At 72.6% G+C, this 16,910-nt stretch carries 16 protein-coding genes and 1 pseudogene; 8 read left to right on the top strand and 9 right to left on the bottom strand.

Annotation, left to right across the window (positions count from 1 at the left end):
• Positions 1 to 145: 145 nt before the first annotated feature.
• Positions 146 to 1,183, top strand: a complete 1,038-nt coding sequence (locus AB0D46_RS08790; RefSeq protein WP_362876583.1) for an NUDIX domain-containing protein — start codon at positions 146 to 148, stop codon at positions 1,181 to 1,183.
• An 18-nt stretch (positions 1,184 to 1,201) separates the two neighbouring features.
• Here the strand turns inward: AB0D46_RS08790 and AB0D46_RS08795 are convergent, their stop codons facing one another.
• Positions 1,202 to 1,903 carry an MBL fold metallo-hydrolase gene (locus tag AB0D46_RS08795; RefSeq protein ID WP_362876584.1) on the bottom strand — a complete coding sequence of 234 codons (702 nt, stop codon included), beginning with the start codon at positions 1,901 to 1,903 and terminating at the stop codon, positions 1,202 to 1,204.
• A 147-nt stretch (positions 1,904 to 2,050) separates the two neighbouring features.
• On the bottom strand, positions 2,051 to 3,415 hold the full coding sequence (locus AB0D46_RS08800; RefSeq protein ID WP_362876585.1) for a dipeptidase: 1,365 nt from the start codon (positions 3,413 to 3,415) through the stop codon (positions 2,051 to 2,053).
• A 444-nt stretch (positions 3,416 to 3,859) separates the two neighbouring features.
• Between AB0D46_RS08800 and AB0D46_RS08805 the strand changes: the two genes are divergently transcribed.
• Positions 3,860 to 5,095, top strand: a complete 1,236-nt coding sequence (locus AB0D46_RS08805; RefSeq protein WP_362876609.1) for a geranylgeranyl reductase family protein — start codon at positions 3,860 to 3,862, stop codon at positions 5,093 to 5,095.
• A gap of 221 nt (positions 5,096 to 5,316) precedes the next feature.
• Positions 5,317 to 5,973 carry a class I SAM-dependent methyltransferase gene (locus AB0D46_RS08810; protein ID WP_362876586.1) on the top strand — a complete coding sequence of 219 codons (657 nt, stop codon included), beginning with the start codon at positions 5,317 to 5,319 and terminating at the stop codon, positions 5,971 to 5,973.
• Here the strand turns inward: AB0D46_RS08810 and AB0D46_RS08815 are convergent.
• Positions 5,970 to 7,262: pseudogene (locus AB0D46_RS08815) on the bottom strand (IS30 family transposase). The gene AB0D46_RS08810 and the pseudogene AB0D46_RS08815 sit on opposite strands and share 4 nt — an antisense overlap.
• A 61-nt stretch (positions 7,263 to 7,323) precedes the next feature.
• Positions 7,324 to 7,782: a nitroreductase/quinone reductase family protein gene (locus tag AB0D46_RS08820; RefSeq protein WP_362876587.1), complete on the bottom strand. Its 459-nt coding sequence runs from the start codon at positions 7,780 to 7,782 to the stop codon at positions 7,324 to 7,326.
• A 150-nt stretch (positions 7,783 to 7,932) separates the two neighbouring features.
• Here AB0D46_RS08820 and AB0D46_RS08825 point away from each other — a divergent pair, with 150 nt between their 5' ends.
• Positions 7,933 to 8,631, top strand: a complete 699-nt coding sequence (locus tag AB0D46_RS08825) for a TetR/AcrR family transcriptional regulator (protein ID WP_362876588.1) — start codon at positions 7,933 to 7,935, stop codon at positions 8,629 to 8,631.
• A gap of 362 nt (positions 8,632 to 8,993) precedes the next feature.
• A complete protein-coding gene (locus tag AB0D46_RS08830; RefSeq protein ID WP_362876589.1) occupies positions 8,994 to 10,013 on the top strand; it encodes a spherulation-specific family 4 protein in 1,020 nt (339 codons plus the stop codon).
• 22 nt (positions 10,014 to 10,035) lie between these two features.
• Here AB0D46_RS08830 and AB0D46_RS08835 read toward each other — a convergent pair whose 3' ends face one another.
• Together AB0D46_RS08835 and AB0D46_RS08840 are read right to left on the bottom strand one after the other, a co-directional pair.
• Positions 10,036 to 10,302: a DUF6332 family protein gene (locus AB0D46_RS08835; protein ID WP_362876590.1), complete on the bottom strand. Its 267-nt coding sequence runs from the start codon at positions 10,300 to 10,302 to the stop codon at positions 10,036 to 10,038.
• 132 nt (positions 10,303 to 10,434) lie between these two features.
• Positions 10,435 to 11,178 carry a maleylpyruvate isomerase family mycothiol-dependent enzyme gene (locus AB0D46_RS08840; RefSeq protein WP_362876591.1) on the bottom strand — a complete coding sequence of 248 codons (744 nt, stop codon included), beginning with the start codon at positions 11,176 to 11,178 and terminating at the stop codon, positions 10,435 to 10,437.
• Positions 11,179 to 11,215: 37 nt separating this feature from the next.
• Here AB0D46_RS08840 and AB0D46_RS08845 point away from each other — a divergent pair, with 37 nt between their 5' ends.
• Both AB0D46_RS08845 and AB0D46_RS08850 read left to right on the top strand, forming a co-directional pair.
• Positions 11,216 to 11,872, top strand: coding sequence for an alpha-ketoglutarate-dependent dioxygenase AlkB (locus AB0D46_RS08845; RefSeq protein WP_362876592.1), 657 nt, complete (start codon positions 11,216 to 11,218; stop codon positions 11,870 to 11,872).
• 41 nt (positions 11,873 to 11,913) lie between these two features.
• Positions 11,914 to 13,212 (top strand): ROK family protein, encoded by a 1,299-nt coding sequence (locus AB0D46_RS08850; RefSeq protein ID WP_362876593.1) that lies wholly within the window; start codon positions 11,914 to 11,916, stop codon positions 13,210 to 13,212.
• Positions 13,213 to 13,330: 118 nt separating this feature from the next.
• Here the strand turns inward: AB0D46_RS08850 and AB0D46_RS08855 are convergent, their stop codons facing one another.
• Positions 13,331 to 13,873 (bottom strand): ATP-binding protein, encoded by a 543-nt coding sequence (locus AB0D46_RS08855; protein WP_362876594.1) that lies wholly within the window; start codon positions 13,871 to 13,873, stop codon positions 13,331 to 13,333.
• 229 nt (positions 13,874 to 14,102) lie between these two features.
• On the opposite strand from AB0D46_RS08855, the gene AB0D46_RS08860 reads away from it, so the two are divergent.
• Positions 14,103 to 15,245: a PLP-dependent cysteine synthase family protein gene (locus AB0D46_RS08860; RefSeq protein ID WP_362876595.1), complete on the top strand. Its 1,143-nt coding sequence runs from the start codon at positions 14,103 to 14,105 to the stop codon at positions 15,243 to 15,245.
• Between the two features lie 58 nt (positions 15,246 to 15,303).
• Here the strand turns inward: AB0D46_RS08860 and AB0D46_RS08865 are convergent, their stop codons facing one another.
• Both AB0D46_RS08865 and AB0D46_RS08870 read right to left on the bottom strand, forming a co-directional pair.
• Positions 15,304 to 15,831, bottom strand: coding sequence for an SRPBCC family protein (locus AB0D46_RS08865; RefSeq protein WP_362876596.1), 528 nt, complete (start codon positions 15,829 to 15,831; stop codon positions 15,304 to 15,306).
• Positions 15,832 to 16,008: 177 nt separating this feature from the next.
• Positions 16,009 to 16,910: AAA family ATPase (locus AB0D46_RS08870; protein WP_362876597.1), on the bottom strand; the 902-nt coding region annotated here is incomplete at its 5' end.

The raw sequence follows: 16,910 nt of genomic DNA on the forward strand, positions 1-16,910 counted from the left end.
GTGGGGGAACCTCCGGTTGCGGGGCGGTCTGACAGGGCTCTGACCTTGAGGATAAGCACTCCGGCGACGAGCGGGTTTCCATGGCAGGGTGGGGCGGGCAAGCCACTGGGGGCTACGGAGGCGAGCCATCGGGAGAGGGGTAGACGTGATTGTCTGGATCAACGGCACGTTCAGTGCCGGGAAGACCAGCACGGCCCGCGAACTGGCCGGACTGCTGCCGGACAGCGCCCTGTTCGACCCGGAGCTCATCGGTGACGCGCTGCGGCTGCTGCTGCCGCGCGAACGCCTCGCGGAGGTGACCGATTACCAGGACCTACCCAGTTGGCGGCGGCTGGTCGTCGACACGGCCGCCGCGATGCTCGCGGAGCTCGGGGGCGTGCTGGTGGTGCCGATGACCCTGCTCCGGCAGGACTACCGCGACGAGATCTTCGGGGCCCTGGCGGCCCGGCGCATTCCGGTACGGCACATCCTGCTCGCCCCAGAGGAAACGATCCTGCGCGAGCGCATCGCGACCCGTCGGGAACCGGGCGACCCCGAGGTGGTGGACGTCCGGGTCCGGCAGTGGGCGTACGACCACATCCCCGCCTACCAGGAAGCGCTGGGCTGGCTGACGGCCGACGCCCACGTCATCGACAACGGGCGGCTGACCGTACGGGAGACGGCCGAGCGGATCGCCGAGGCCGTGCGGACGGACAGGGCCGGTCTCTGCGACATCGTGCAGACGCCGGAGCCGACGCGCGAGACCGTGGCGGCCGGGGTCCTGCTCTTCGACGACCAGGACCGGGTCCTCCTGGTCGACCCGACGTACAAGCCGGGCTGGGAGTTCCCCGGCGGAGTCGTCGAAGCCGGCGAGGCGCCCGGCCGCGCGGGCGTCCGGGAGGTCGCCGAGGAACTCGGCCTGGAACTCCACGAAGTCCCGCCCCTGCTAATCGTCGACTGGGAACCGCCGCAGCGGCCGGCGTACGGGGGAATGCGGCTGCTGTTCGACGGCGGAGCGCTGACCCCGCCGCAGATCAAGGCGTTGCGCCTGCCCGGCCCCGAACTGCGGGCCTGGCGCTTCGTCACCGAGGCGGAGGCCGCCGGGCTGCTGCCGCCGCAGCGCTACGAGCGGCTGCGGTGGGCGCTGCGGGCCCGCGAAGGCGCCCGCCCCCTGTACCTGGAGGCGGGCCGCCCGACGCCGTGAGAGGTGTCCCGCCGGCTTTCAGCCCGCGACGGGCACGGCTTCGGCGGCGCTCCGCAGCGTCGCCGCCGTGTCCGTCAGCCAGGGGTCGCCGTGACCGAAGCAGGCCACGGCCGGGTCCAGCGCGGCCAACCGCCGGAACGAGGAGACGGCCTGCTCCCGGTCGACGTTGAAGACGCCGAGCATCACCTGGCCCACCCCCGCGACGCAATCACCCGTGAACAGCACCCCGTACTCGGGCAGGTGGACGCCGATGCTGCCCGGCGTGTGGCCGGGGGAGTGGACGACGACCGCCCCGCCGCCGAAGGGCAGGACCTCGCCGTCCTCCAACTCCCGGTCCACCGGGGTCGGCGGGGCCTCGGGAACGGTCAGTCCGTGCGCGTACAGCGGCAACTCCCAGTCCAGCAGGACCGGTTCCGGGACCGGCTGCTCGCCGCGGACCACGGGGGCGTCCAGCCGGTGCGCCAGTACCTCAGCCCCCCAGCGGGCGGCGAGTTCACCGGCCGCGCCGACGTGGTCCCGGTGACAGTGGGTCAGCACGATCCGCTCCAGACCCTCGGGCCGCAGGCCCAGGGCCCGTATCGCCCCCTCGAGCGCGGAGGCCGAATCGACGTGACCGGCGTCGATCAGGGTGAGGGCTTCACCGTCCTGCCAGAGGTAGGCCTGGCCGATCGGGAAGCGGAGCATGTGGAGCCGGGCCGGGAGCACTTCTACGAGATCCATGCGTCGAACGTAAGGACCGGACGCCGCGTCCGGCACGCGAATTCGCCCGCAGCGCAGTACGCCCGCAGCGCACTGCGCTCCGGGCGTACTGGAGTCGGGGTCGGCGGGCGGCCTCACGGCCCCGACGCCCCGCCCGCGCCCCGGTGCTCAGCCGCGCTTCGACTCGGCGTAGTTCACCAGGAACAGTGCCTCCGCCACCGAGAGGCGTTCCAACTCCTCCGGCGAGACGCTCTCGTTCACGGCGTGGATCTGCGCCTCCGGCTCGCTCAGGCCGATCAGGAGCATCTCCGCCCGCGGGTACAGGGAGGTCAGCGTGTTGCACAGCGGGATGGACCCGCCCATGCCGCTGATCTGCATCTCCTGGCCGGGGTACGCCACCCGCATGGCCGCCGCCATCGACGCGTACGCCGGGCTGCTCGGGTCGGCCTGGAAGGGCTGCCCCTGGCCGACGACCTCGATCTCCAGGCGGGCGCTCCACGGCGTGTGCGCCACCAGGTGCGCCTCCAGCAGCTTGATGGCCTCGGTGGTGTCCACACCCGGCGGCACGCGCAGGCTGATCAGGGCGCCCGCGCTCGCGTGCACCGAGGGGGTCGCGCCGATCACCGGCGGGCAGTCGATGCCGAGCACGGTGACGGCCGGGCGGGCCCACAGGCGGTCCGCGATCGTGCCCTCGCCGATCAGCTCGACCCCGTCCAGCACCTTCGCGTCGGAACGGAAGTCGGCCTCCGGGTACTGCAGGCCCTCCCACACCGCGTCGGAGGCGAGCCCGTCCACGGTCGTCGAACCGTCCGCCGCGCGCAGCGAGGCCAGCGTCTGGATGAGTGCGGCCAGGGCGTCGGGGGCGACGCCGCCGAACATCCCGGAGTGCAGGTTGCCGCCCAGGGTGTCGATCCTGACCTTGAGGAGGGTCATCCCGCGCAGGGTGGCGGTCACCGTCGGCAGGCCCGTACGGAAGTTGCCCGCGTCACCGATCACGATCGTGTCGGCGGCCAGCAGCTCCGGGTTCGCCTCGGCGTACTGCTGGAGGCCGCCGGTGCCCTGCTCCTCGGAACCCTCGACGATGACCTTGACGCCGACCGGCACCCCGCCGTTCGCCTTCAGCGCCCGCAGCGCGAGCAGGTGCATGATGAACCCGCCCTTGCAGTCCGCGGCGCCGCGCCCGTACCAGCGGCCGTCGCGCTCGGTGAGCTCGAAGGCGGGGGAGACCCAGGCCGCCTCGTCCAGCGGCGGCTGCACGTCGTAGTGCGCGTAGAGCAGGACGGTCGGGGCGCCCTCGGGGCCGGGCAGGTACCCGTACACCGACTGGGTGCCGTCGGGGGTGTCGAGGAGGGCCACGTCCTGGAAGCCCTCGACGCGCAGGGCGTCGGCCACCCAGTTCGCGGCGGCCTCGCTCTCGCTCCGGGGGAACTGCGCCCAGTCCGCCACCGACTGGAAGGCCACCAACTCCGTGAGCTCCGTCTTGGCGCGGGGCATCAGCGAGGCGATGGTCTCGGCGATCGGATTCTGGGACATGGGCACGCTCCTCGTGGGTGCGACGTTGGACAAGTGCCGGGGTACGGCGAACGCAAGGCGAAAGACAGTTCCGATCCTCGCACAAAGGGCCGGGCGGACTCGCGCCGTAGGATTTCCACGGCATCCGAGCAACAGCGTGATCAGGAGCAGCAGCACATCGTGAGCAGCGACGACGACGTACACGGCGCAAGCGCAGGGCAGGCCGCCGCTCAGGGGGCGGGCGAAGGAACGACGCACGAGCCGACAGGCGGGTCGGCGGACGAGCCGACCGGCGGGCGGGCGGAGGGCGTGACGGGCGGGGCGAACGCGGCGGGCGCGGCGGCGAAGGCCGCCGACGCGGGTCGGGGCGCCGAGCGGGCGGAGGAGGGCGTGGAGCCGGGCGTCGAGGCGGGAGTCTACGCGGACACCGCGTCCGACACCGCGTCCGACGGCGCGTCCGAGGCGGTGGCGGTGCGGGAGCCCGCTGCCGCGGCGGCCGGGACGGGCGAGGTCTGGGACGTCATCGTGGTCGGCGCCGGCCCCGCCGGGGCCTCGGCGGCGTACGCCGCGGCGACCGCCGGTCGCAGCGTCCTCCTGCTGGAGAAGGCCGAACTCCCCCGGTACAAGACCTGCGGCGGCGGCATCATCGGCCCCTCGCGCGACGCCCTGCCGCCGGGCTTCGTACTGCCGTTCAAGGACCGGATCCACGCGGTCACCTTCTCGATGAACGGGAAGCTGACGCGGACCCGCCGCTCGAAGAGGATGCTCTTCGGACTCATCAACCGGCCCGAGTTCGACGCCGCCCTGGTCGCGGAGGCCGAGAAGGCCGGCGCGACCCTCCGTACGGGTACGGCCGTGACCCGGGTCGAGCAGCACGGCGCGGCGGTTCCCGACCGGCGCACCGTCGCCGTGGTGCTGGCCGACGGCGAGACCGTGCTGGCCCGCGCCGTGGTCGGCGCCGACGGCAGCGCGAGCCGGATCGGCGCGCACGTCGGGGTGGAGATGGACCAGGTCGACCTCGGCCTGGAGGCGGAGATCCCGGTTCCGGAGACGGTGGCCGAGGACTGGAAGGGGCGGGTGCTCATCGACTGGGGCCCGCTGCCCGGCAGTTACGGCTGGGTCTTCCCCAAGGGCGACACCCTCACCGTGGGCGTGATCTCGGCTAAGGGCGAGGGCGCCGCCACCAAGCGCTACCTGGACGACTTCATCGCCCGGCTGGGCCTGGCGGGCTTCGAGCCGACCATTTCCTCGGGGCACCTGACGCGCTGCCGCAAGCCCGACTCCCCGCTGTCGCGGGGTCGGGTGCTCGTCGCGGGAGACGCCGCCGGACTGCTGGAGCCGTGGACCCGGGAGGGCATCTCGTTCGCCCTGCGCTCGGGCCGGCTCGCGGGGGAGTGGGCCGTCAAGATCTCCGAGGCCCAGGACGCGGTGGACGCGCGGCGCCAGGCGCTGAACTACGCCTTCGCGATCAAGGCCGGCCTCGGTGTCGAGATGGGCGTCGGCAAGCGCATGCTGAACGTGTTCGAGACCCGACCGGGTTTCCTCCACGCGGCGATCACGGGGCTGCGGCCCGCGTGGCTCGCCTTCGCCCGCATCACCCGTGGTTCGATGACGCTGGCCGACATGGTGCGTACGTACCCCTTGGCCCGCAGGGCCCTGCACCTCGTGGACGCCCGCCAGGCCCGAAGCAACCGCACCTGACGCACCGGCCGCCGATGCCCCGCCCCGTCCCGCCCGGGCGGGGCGGGCGGATTGCAAGGATCGTCGCAACACGTGATCGCCGTTGTGTGATGGCGAGCAGCCGCTCCGCCGGGCCACCCGGCCGAGCGGCTGTCGGTCGTTCCAGGCCGGGCGCCCCGGCCACCTCACGTTCATCTCGGTTGTGGTTTCGCAGGCGGCCGAGGGGCTGATGGACTCACGCCATGACGACTTTGATGCCGCGCATCCTTCGAGCACTTGAGCAGTTCCATGCCGCCCATCCCTGGGACCACAACGCCCATTACCACCGGTGGATCCTGCGCCGGCTCGCCAGCCGTTTCAATGGGGCTTTGGACGTCGGATCAGGGAGCGGTGACCTCGCCAGACTCCTGTGCTCACGGGCCGGAGCGGTGCACGGTATCGACGTCGATCCCACGATCGTCGATCGCGCGCGGGAGCTCACGCAACCCGCCGCCCCGGTGACCTTCACTGTCGGAGACGCCTTGAAGGAGGTGCCGCCTGGTCCCTACGACGTCATCACCTGTGTCGCCAGCATCCACCACATGCCGTTCAGCGACGCCCTCACCTGCTTCCGGCGGGAGCTGGCGCCCGGCGGAACGCTGGTCGTCGTCGGCGTGTATCGCCCGCAGTCTCGGAGCGATTACCTGATCGACGCCGTGGCCATTCCGGCGAACGTGGCCATGGCCTGGATCAAGAACAAGGGCCGCAAGGCGCCGCGACCATCCTCAATGACCGCCCCGACCCGACCGGCAACCATGACCTTTGCAGACATCGTTCGCGACGCCCACCAGGCGCTACCCGGTGCACGGCTGCACCGACGACTGTTTTGGCGCTACACGCTGGTCTGGCACCGCCACTAGGAGGTCGGCCTCGGCTTGGCCTGGGGCCAAAGGCGCCGCGCGGAGGGCCCCTGTGTCGTCAGGAATCCCGTACCCATCAGATTTTGCGGGCGCTCGGCCGGAGTTTCCCAGCCGGGCGTTTTACGTGCGCGGTTGTTGAGTTCGGCAGCCACCGCGTCCAGGTGCTCGCGGGTATGCCGGAACAGGCCGGTTCCCTTGGCAAAGTACTGCCGGAGAAGGCCGTTCGTATTCTCGTTCGAGCCGCGCTGCCAGGGACTGCCCGGCTTGCAGAAGTGGACCGGCATGTTCGCGGCGGCGGAGAAGAGCTGATGGCCTGCCATCGCGTTGACCTGGTTCCAGGTCAGTGACCGTCGCAGATGGGGCGGAAGCCGGCTGATGGTGGCGGTGAACTCCTGGTGGAAGTGCTCTGCCCGGTGCCCGTTGGGCAGGTGCACCAGCCTGGTCACGCGGGTCGTGCGCTCGACGAGTGTGCCGATGGCGGAGCGGCGGCCGGCGCCGACGATGCAGTCGCCTTCCCAGTGGCCAGGTATGGCGCGCGGTCAGCCGCTTCAGCGGGCCGGTCGCCAATCATCACCAGGGGGCGGTGAACCGGGGTTGCCGCTTGTTCGCCTGGCGGTGGGGGCGCCGACGGGCCCGCCCGCTCCGCAGGCCTTGGTGAGTTCGGGGTGGAGTTCTCCACGGCCTTGGATGTGGAGGGCCTGGTAGATCGTCTCGTGCGTCACGCACATCTCCGGCGGGTCGGGGAAGTCCCGGCGGAGCTGGTGGGCCATCCGTTCCCTCCAGCGCCGTTCCAGACGCTCTTGAATGTAGTCACGCGGCTGCGGACCCCGGCCGATGTTCCCGGCCTTGGGGCGAGGTCGGCGGGCATCGGGACGGGCCTGGGCGACGTAGGGCCGGTAGGCCCACTCGGTGCCGCGCCAGAGAGTGCCGTTGCGGCGTATCTCTCGGCTGATGGTCGACGGGCTGCGGCCAAGCTCTGCGGCAATCGTGCGGATGGACATCTTCTCCCGCAGCCGGTCAGCGATGTGGATGCGCTCATCTGCACCGAGGTAGCGGCCGGACGAAACGGGGACGGCCGCCCGCTGCGAACGAACGGGCGGCTCGACCCTGCCGCCATTGAGCAGGCGGCCGTTACGCCACCCACGAGCGGTCCGCACGTGGACACCTACATGCTTGGCCGCATCTGCGCTGCCGTAGCCCTGTTGCACGAGCCGGAAATATTCCTCCCGCTCAGCACGGAGCCTCTTTCGCCCCCGCGGCCTGCGGTTCTTCCGAGCTTCGACCCCCATCGCATCCCTGAGCTGGGGTGTTGTGACGACCGCTGGAAGGGAGGGCGGGGCGGGCGGTTCGTCACCTCGTGACGGTGATGCGGAAGACCGGGTGGTCGGCGGCGGCGGCCTGGAGGGTGGCGTCCGAGGACTTGGCGGTGACGCCCTGGAAGAACCGGTTGACCTCCCAGCCCCACTTCTCCAGGTACGCGCGCAGTACCGCCGCCTTCTCCGCGGGGTCCGTGAGCTCCGTGACCGTGAACGGGCGCACCTTGCGGCCGACGCGGAGTTCCCCGCCGCCCGCGACGCGCATGTTGCGGACCCACTGGGAGTGGCCCCGGGCGGAGACCAGGTACTGGGAGCCCTCGTAGCGGTGCGGGTTGACCGGGATGCGCTGCATCTTGCCCGAGGTGCGGCCGCGGACCGAGAGTTCGGCCGTGCCGGCGAGGCTGATGCCGAGTCGGGCGAGCTTTCCGAAGAGGGCGTTGACGCGGATGGCGAACGGGCTGCCTTGGGCGTAGTAGGGGGCGGGCGCGTTCACGATGGCCTCCGGCGGAGTTGGAGAGAGCGGTGCTCTCGCTCGCCACCAGTCTGCGCCGGAGCGGTGCACCAAAGCAAGAGCACTGCTCTTGAAAAGGTGCGGTGCTCTGTTTTGTGGGCACTGCTCCGGTCGCATGGCACACTGAACCGCATGAGTACCGTTCGAGGAGCCCGGGAACGGGCCCGCGTCGAGGTCACCGCCGCCATCAAGGACGAGGCGCGCCGCAGTCTCGCGGCCGAGGGCGCCGCCAAACTCTCGCTGCGCGCCGTCGCCCGCGAACTCGGCATGGTCTCCTCCGCGCTCTACCGCTACTTCCCCAGCCGCGACGACCTCCTCACCGCGCTGATCATCGACGCCTACGACAGTCTGGGCGCCGCCGCCGAGGACGCCGACCGGACCGCCCTCGCCGCCGGAGCCCCGCCCCGCGCCCGCTGGATCGCCGTCTGCGAGGCGGTCCGCGCCTGGGCGCTCGCGCACCCGCACGAGTACGCCCTCGTGTACGGCTCCCCGGTCCCCGGCTACAGCGCCCCGCAGGACACCATCGGCCCCGCCTCCCGCGTCGCCAACTCCCTCATCGGGATCCTCCGTTCCGCGTACGCGGGCCAGGGGCTCGCCCTGCCGCCGCTGCCCGCCGGCCTGCGCCGCGAAGCCGGCCGGATGACCTCGGACTTCGCCGAGGGCCTGCCGCCCGAGGTGACGGCCGCCCTGGTCGCCGCCTGGGCGCAGCTCGTCGGACTGGTCTCCTTCGAGCTGTTCGGTCAGTACGAGCGCGTCGTCGAGGAACGGGCCGCCTTCTTCGCGCACGCCACCGGGCAACTCGCCCACGGCGTCGGACTGCCGGCGGCGTGAGGCGGACGCCCGCGGCCCGAAGGGGATTCCCCGCGGCGCGAAGGGGGCCGCGCGCTGTAGCCCGGACCTCCCGCGCCGTGGGACCGAACCACGCGCTGTAGCCCGGACCGCCCGCGCCGTGAACCGAGCCACCCGGGCCGCGAACCGGACTGCCGCACCGTGGGACCGAGCCACCCGGGCCGCGAACCGGGCTGTCGGGCCGTGAACCGGACCGCCCTGGCCGGAATCTGACGGTAATTCACATGATGGAGTGACAGATAGCTTTTCTGTTCCTCACACCAAAGTGGGTGGTTCGGCTTTCATCGACTTGCCGCACGCCTAGTGTTCCTCGGGTCGTACCCCTGTAGCCGGAGGAAACAGTGATGGCCCCCGCCCGAGCCGCGCAGGCCCTGTACGCCGTCCTGTTGGCGGTCCTGCTCGCCGTGGCGGCGGCCGTCGTGAAGGCCGCAGCCGACGGATCCCACGCCCGGCGCCCGGCGGGAACCGCGCCGCCCTCGGGTCCGGCGTCCTCCCCGCCGGCGAGCCCGATCCCGCCGCCCGCCCCGACGGTCACCCCCACGCCCCGACCGCCCGGGGTGCGGGGCCTGGACATCGCCGTCCCCGCCTACGTCTGGTCCGACGACCGTATGCTGACCGACCTCACCACGACCGGGCCGGCCGCCTCCGTCGTCGTCCTCAACCCCGGCAACGGCGATTCCCCCTTCGACGCGCCCTGGCGGGCCCGCGCCGACGCCTTGCGCACGGGGGTCACCGCCACCGGCGAGCGCACGAGGGTCCTCGGGTACGTCCACACCGACCACGGCAGCCGGGACATCGCCGCCGCGAAGGCCTCCGTCGACAACTACCTCAGACCGGCCGACGGCGGCGACGGCCGGCTCCACGTCGACGGGATCTTCTTCGACGTCGTCAGCCGCGACTGCGGCCCGGGCAACGCCACCCGCGACTACTACGCCGAACTGCGCCGCTACGTCCAGGAGGCGATGCACGCCGTCGACCCGAACGCCCCGGACCTGGTCGTCAACAATCCGGGCACGGCCATCGCCGACTGCTACCTGGAGCCCGGCCACCGCACCGCCGACACGTACGTGACCTACGAGGACACCTACGCGGAGTACACGGCCGACGGCTGGCCCGGCGGCAACGTGTTCAACGCCCGCACCGGCTACCGGGGCGGATCCGAGTACGACCCGAGCGGCACCGCGTTCTGGCACCTCGTCCACGACGTCCCGGACGAGGCGACCATGCGGGACACCCTGCGCACGGCCTTCGAACGGGGCGCCGGCTACGCCTACGCGACGGACACCGTCATGCCCAACCCCTGGAACACCGGACCCGCTTGGCGCTACCGCAGCCAGACCGCATACGCGGCCGGCGTGGGCTGAGCGGCCCCGGCCGGGCCGGGGCTCAGGTTTCGGACGCATCCCGTACGTCCTGCCGCCGGCGGTGGCCGAAGCGCCACAGCACGTGGGTGACGCGCGCCAGGAACGCCACCGAGGCCAGCGCGCCGGCCGTCACCGCCGCCGTCCGGTGCGCGGCGGGGGACAGGTCCAAAACCGGTGCCGCGCCGTAGACCAGCCCGAAGACCAGGGCGGCGACGAAGCACGCGCTGACGAAGGCGTAGCCGATCTCGATGGTGACCGCGTCCCGTTCCGCCTGTGTCCGTTGCCCCATACGCGCAGTCTCACAGCGGGCACCGCGGGTGACAAGAGCTCCTCAAGAGTGTCTCCGCCGAACCTGCGGGCGGGCACGCGCTCGGACCCGGGTACGAGCGCGCGCCCGCACCCGGCCGCCCGAACCGGAGGCTCAGATGCCCGCCGTGTCGCTCCACAGCCGGGCCAGCGACACGTCACCCGTCACCCCGGGGCCCGTCAGCGGGTGCCGGTTCCACAGGGCCGCGTACAACCACGCCGCCTCGCCGCTCACCTCGCAGTCCACCCGGTCCGCGGTGTCGCCGCGCACCGTGCGGGCCGGCTCCCGCGACAGGTGGACCGTCCACGCCGCGCCGGTGTCGATCGCCCGGACCCGCAGCACCCGCGGCTCCTCCGTACGCACCCGGCTGCGCGGTCGGGCATGGAAGCCGGTCAGCAGTTCGTCGACGCCGTCCTCCGCGAACTCCGGCATCACCGGGGAGCAGGCGATTCCCTGCGCGGCCTGCGCGTCGAAGCGGTGCACGGTCGTCTCGTGCGCCTGCCGGCGCGCCCAGAACGCCAGCGGTGACGGCGGCGCCGTCGGCAGGAACGTCCAGCACAGGACGTCGTCCGGAGCCCGGGTCAGGGTGTCCACCAACGCCCCGTGCCCCGCGCGGAACCAGTCGAGGAGCTCGGGCCCGGACCGTTCGGGTGCCTCCGGGAAGGGCCGCGGCTCCACCTGGGCGTCGGCCACGTACCCGGTCGCCCAGCGGTGCACCGCCCCCACGTGCCGCAGCAGATCGGTCACCCGCCACGGCGGACAGGTGGGCACCGGTGCGTCCGTACCCGCTTGCTCGGCCGCCCCGGCGAGGAGCTCGCCCTCCAGGGCCAGCGTGTCCACGTACTCGCTGATCTTCATGCCCCGGAGTCTGCCGGCAGGCCGCACCATGGGGTACATGGACGCAGAACTCTTCCCGCGCGAGCGCGCCGAGATCGCCCCGGGCGCCGTCCACCTGCCGGACTGGCTCGACCCGCGGGGCCAGCGGGAACTGCTCGCCGCCTGCCGGGAGTGGGCCCGGCCGCCCGCGGGCCTACGGACCGTGCACACCCCCGGCGGCGGGACGATGAGCGCCCGACAGGTGTGCCTGGGGCTGCACTGGTACCCGTACGGCTACGCGCCCACCGCCGTCGACGGGGACGGGGCGCCGGTGAAGCCGATGCCCCGATGGCTGGCCGCACTCGGACGGCGCGCGGTGTCCGACGCGTACGGAACGCCCCCCGAGCAGGCGGAGGAGTACGACATCGCCCTGATCAACTTCTACGCCGGTGACTCCCGGATGGGCATGCACCGCGACGCCGAGGAACGGTCGCCCGCCCCGGTCGTCTCCCTCAGCCTGGGTGATTCCTGCCTCTTCCGCTTCGGCACCACCGCCTCGCGCGGACGTCCGTTCCGGGACGTTCCGCTGCGCAGCGGGGACCTGTTCGTCTTCGGCGGCCCGAGCCGACGGGCCTACCACGGGGTGCCGAAGGTCCTGCCCGGCACCGCGCCGCCGGACCTCGGGCTCGACGGGCGGCTGAACATCACACTGCGGGTCGGCGGCCTGGGACCGTAGACGGGCGTCCGGTACCTCCCGATCATGCGAGGATCCATGTCATGAACGGCAACGGGGCCCCGCCGCGGGTGGGGGACGGGACCACGGTGTCCACGGCGTCCGAAACCTCCACGACCACCACGGCCGCCACGGCGTCCACGAGGACCAAGCTGGAGCGGGGCCGCGGCGCCCTCGGCCCGGCCTTGGAACTCGTCCACACCGGTCGCGCCCCGACCCGGGCCGTCCTGACGGCCGAACTCGGGGTCACGCGGGCCACCGCCGGCGCGGTCGCCGCCGAACTCGAAGCCCTCGGCCTGATCCGGGTCGACTCGCGCCCCGGCGGCGCCGGCGGCGGGCAGGGCCGGCCCTCGCACCGGCTCGCGGTCGACGAGAACGGCCCCGTGGCGCTGGCCGCGCAGGTCCACCCGGACGGGTTCCGGGCCGCGCTGGTGGGACTCGGCGGTCGGATCGTGGCCACCGCCCCCGGCAAGGTCACCGTCTCCGCCGACCCGGCGCAGGTCCTCGGCGCGGTCGTCGAGGCGGGCGCCGCACTGCTCGCCGCATCCGGGCGCCGCTGCATCGGCGCGGGCCTCGCGGTGCCCTCGGCGGTCGCCGAACCCGACGGCACCGCGCTCAACCCGCTGCACCTGGCCTGGCCGGCGGGTTCTCCCGTACGGGCCATCTTCGCCCGGTGCGTGAAGGCGGCAGGGATCGACGGACCGGCCCTGACCGGCAACGACGTCAACCTCGCCGCGCTCGCCGAGCACCGACACGGCGCGGGCCGCAGCGCCCAGCACCTGCTGTGCGTCGCCACCGGGCACCGGGGCGTGGGCGGGGCGCTGGTCCTCGACGGCCGACTGCACAGCGGTAGCGCCGGCCTGGCCCTGGAGGTCGGCCACCTGACGGTGAACCCGGAGGGGCGGGCCTGCCACTGCGGCAGCCGGGGCTGTCTGGACGTGGAGGCCGACCCGCTGGCCTTCCTCACCACGGCCGGCCGCACGCCGGGCCCTGAGGTGTCCCTGCTCCAGCAGGCCCGCGACCTGCTCCGCGGCGAGTACGCCGACCCGATGGTCCGGGCGGCCTCCGAGGAACTGATCGACCGGCTCGGGCTGGGACTCGCGGGCCTGGTCAACATCCTGAACCCGGACCGGATCATCCTGGGCGGCCTGCACCGGGAGCTGCTTCACGCCGACCCGGAGCGGCTGCGCGCGGTGGTCGCGGACCGCAGCCTGTGGGGGCGCAGCGGTGGCGTGCCGATCCTGCCGTGCACCCTCGACCACAACAGCCTGGTCGGGGCGGCGGAGCTGGCCTGGCAACCGGTGCTGGACGACCCGCTGGGCACTCTGGGCGCCGCGGCCTGATCCCGGCCGGCAGCCCGCCCCCGCGACCTCCGCCTCCGCGACGCCCGCCCCCGCGACCCCCGCCGACGGGGCGCCGCCGTTCGGGGCGGTACGGATCCGGTGGGCGCGGCCGCGGGGGTCAGCCGGGCCCGGTACCGGCCGGGACCGCTGCCGACAGGCCGCTCGTGAGGGCCTGCGCGTCGACGGCGACGAACACCGGCCGGGTGAGTTCTCGTACGCTCTCGGTGCCGATGACGACCGTCGCCCGCCGACCCACCGGCTCGGGGGCGGCCCGCAGCGAGAACCAGACCATCTTGCCGGGGCCGTCCGGCCGCTGCCGCGCCCCCCAGGCCTCGCTGACGGCCGCGACGAGCGCGAGCCCCCGACCGCAGGTCTCCGACGATCCGGCCGCCCGCAGCACGGGCAGCCGCGGATCGCTGTCGTAGACGGCGACGGTGAGCCGGCCGAGCCGGAACTCGATCTCGACGGAGCACGTATGGTCGGGCTGCGCGTGCCGGTGGACGTTGCTGAGCAGCTCCGTCACACCGAGCGCGGCCCGGTCTATGAGCGGATCGAGCTGCCAATGGCGCAGTTGAGCGGAAACGATGCGGCGGACCTGACCGATCCGGGCGGGCAGGGCCTGCAGTTCGACGACGCAGTGCCTGCGGGAATGACTGATCACGGCTGCGACTCCCCGACATGTGAGTTACGGGTGCTGCGCCCTCGGTACCTCGGTGTGGCGGTCCATCGGTGCCTCGGTGAAACACCACCAGCGTCACCTACCGTGCCGCGCTCTGCAACTGAATGCGACCGAAAGCGATCGGTATGGAAACCCAAAGTAACCATTTGTGCAGGTGAGGGGGGTACATTTCGAAAGCGGGGGCCACGGAACGGACAAAGGAGCAAGGCGCATGAGTACCACCGGTACCACCGGGGCGACGCCCGTGCGGACGACCGTCGACGTCGACCGCAGCGACGCGGACTACCGGGCCTGGCTCAAGGAGGCCGTCCGCAAGGTCCAGGCCGACGCGAACCGCTCCGCGGACACGCACCTGCTGCTCTTCCCGCTCCCCGAGGCCTGGGGCATCGATCTCTACCTCAAGGACGAGTCCACGCACCCGACGGGCTCCTTGAAGCACCGCCTCGCCCGCTCGCTCTTCCTCTACGCCCTGTGCAACGGCTGGATCCGCCCCGGCCGCCCGGTCATCGAGGCCTCCAGCGGCTCGACGGCCGTCTCCGAGGCGTACTTCGCGAAGCTGATCGGCGTCCCGTTCATCGCCGTCATGCCGCGCACGACCAGCCCGGAGAAGTGTCGGCTCATCGAATTCCACGGCGGGGAATGCCACTTCGTCGACGACTCGATGAAGATGTACGAGGAATCGGCCGAACTCGCGGCCCGCACCGGCGGCCACTACATGGACCAGTTCACCTACGCCGAGCGCGCGACGGACTGGCGCGGCAACAACAACATCGCCGAGTCGATGTACCAACAACTGCGCCTGGAGCGCTACCCGGAGCCGACCTGGATCGTGGCGACGGCCGGCACCGGCGGTACCTCCGCGACCATCGCGCGCTACGTGCACTACATGCAGCACGACACCCGCATCTGCGTCCCCGACCCGGAGAACTCCTGCTTCTTCGACGGCTGGACCACCAACGACCCGCACGCCACCAGCGACTGCGGCTCGCGCATCGAGGGCATCGGCCGGCCGCGCATGGAGCCGAGCTTCGTACCCGGCGCCATCGACCGCATGATGCGCGTTCCGGACGCCGCGAGCGTCGCCGCGTGCCGGGCCCTGGAACAGGCCATAGGGCGCAAGGCGGGCGGCTCGACGGGTACCGGCCTCTGGAGCGCGCTGAAGATCATCTCGGAGATGGTGGCCGAGGGCCGCACCGGCAGCGTCGTGACCCTGCTGTGCGACCCGGGCGACCGCTACCTCGACAAGTACTACTCGGACGACTGGCTGGCGATGCAGGGCATGGACATCAGCCCGTACGCGAAGACCATCGACACCCTGCTGGACACCGGGGAATGGCGGGAACCGGCCGCCTGACCCCGGTGGCCCCGCAAAGCCGTCGACCGGCCGCCCGAACCCGATGGCCGCGAGGCCGTCAGCGGGATGCGGACGTGAGGCGGGCGTCCAGGGCGCGGACCGCCCTGCGGAAGGAGTGGCCGAGGCCGGGTCGGGCGGCGGACAGGGCCAGGCGGAAGGGCGCCGGGCCGTCGGCGGCGAAGGTCCAGCGGACCAGCGTCCCGCCGGCCGCACCGGCACCGGCGCCGGAGGCGGTGGCGTTGGGGGGACCGGGGTCGACGGCGGTGAGGTGCCATTCCTCCAGCAGGGCGCTGACGACCGGTGCGTTGGTCTCGTCGACCCGGTAGGCGTAGCGCCGGTCCGGGTCCGCCGCCATCACCGTCTCCTGGAAGCGGATCCCGCCGACCAGCCCGATCTCCCGACCCGCGCCGTCGCGCGTCGGTCGGGCCAGCGTGACCGCCCCGAACCACTGCGGCCAGCCGGTCACCTCCTGCGCCAGCGCCCGGTACACGGCCTCGGGCGGGGCGGCGGCCCGTGCGACGAAGACCAGGCGTACCGGGGCGGTCTCGGTGAAGTCCAGCCCCACGGGGCGGAGTCGACGGGCCATGGCGTTACTACCCCCTACAGCGCGACGCGACGAAGTCCGGTCGGCACGCTCCGGACGGTGCCTGCCGCGCGTCACCCTAACCGGCGGCCCGCCGGATGTCCGTACCGGTGCACCGGTACGGCGAAACCGGGGCGTCCGACCGCACCCCCCCGGAAGTCCGCCCGCACGGCGCGCGGTTCAGCAGGGCGCGGCCAGGGTCGGGAGGTCCTCCGGGAACAGCAGGGTGAGGTCGTCGGTGCTGGGCTCGGCCAGCTGCGCGACCCGCCCCGCGTGCCGCTCCACCATCGACTCGAAGGTCTGGCGCGCGGTCCGGCCGTTGCCGAAGGCCGGCCCCTTGGGCAACTCCGTGAAGTAGGTGAGCAACGCCTTCGTGGTGCCCTCGCCGAGCCGGTACTCGTGCTCCTCCGCCTGCTGTTCGACGATCCGCAGCAGCTCCTCGGGCCCGTAGTCGCCGAAGGTGATGGTGCGGGAGAACCGGGAGGCGACACCGGGGTTGACGGTCAGGAACCGGTCCATCTCGGCGGTGTATCCGGCGACGATCACCACCACGGCGTCCCGGTGGTCCTCCATCAGCTTCACGAGGGTGTCGATCGCCTCACGGCCGAAGTCCCGCCCCGAATCCTCCGGGGCCAGTGCGTACGCCTCGTCGATGAACAGCACCCCGCCGCGCGCCCGGTCGAAGGCCTCCTGGGTGCGGATCGCCGTCGATCCGATGTGCTCGCCGACCAGGTCCACCCGCGACACCTCCACGAGGTGGCCCCGCTCCAGCACGCCCAGGGAGGCGAGGATCTCCCCGTACAGCCGGGCGACGGTGGTCTTGCCGGTGCCCGGGGAGCCCGTGAAGACCAGGTGTCGACGGACCGAGGCCGCCTTCAGGCCCGCCCGCTGCCGTCTGCGCCCGACCTCGATCATGTCGGTGAGGGCGCGGACCTCCCGCTTGACGCTGTCCAGCCCGACCAACGCGTCGAGCTGCCCCAGCACCTCGCCCGACTCGCGCGGCGCGGCCGGCACGTCGTGGACCCGGCAGGAATCCAGCGAGGCGGAGGCGCCGTCGCTGACCCACACCGCCGGGTAGTCGC

The organism is Streptomyces sp. NPDC048383, assembly GCF_040651775.1.
Lineage (GTDB): Bacteria > Actinomycetota > Actinomycetes > Streptomycetales > Streptomycetaceae > Streptomyces.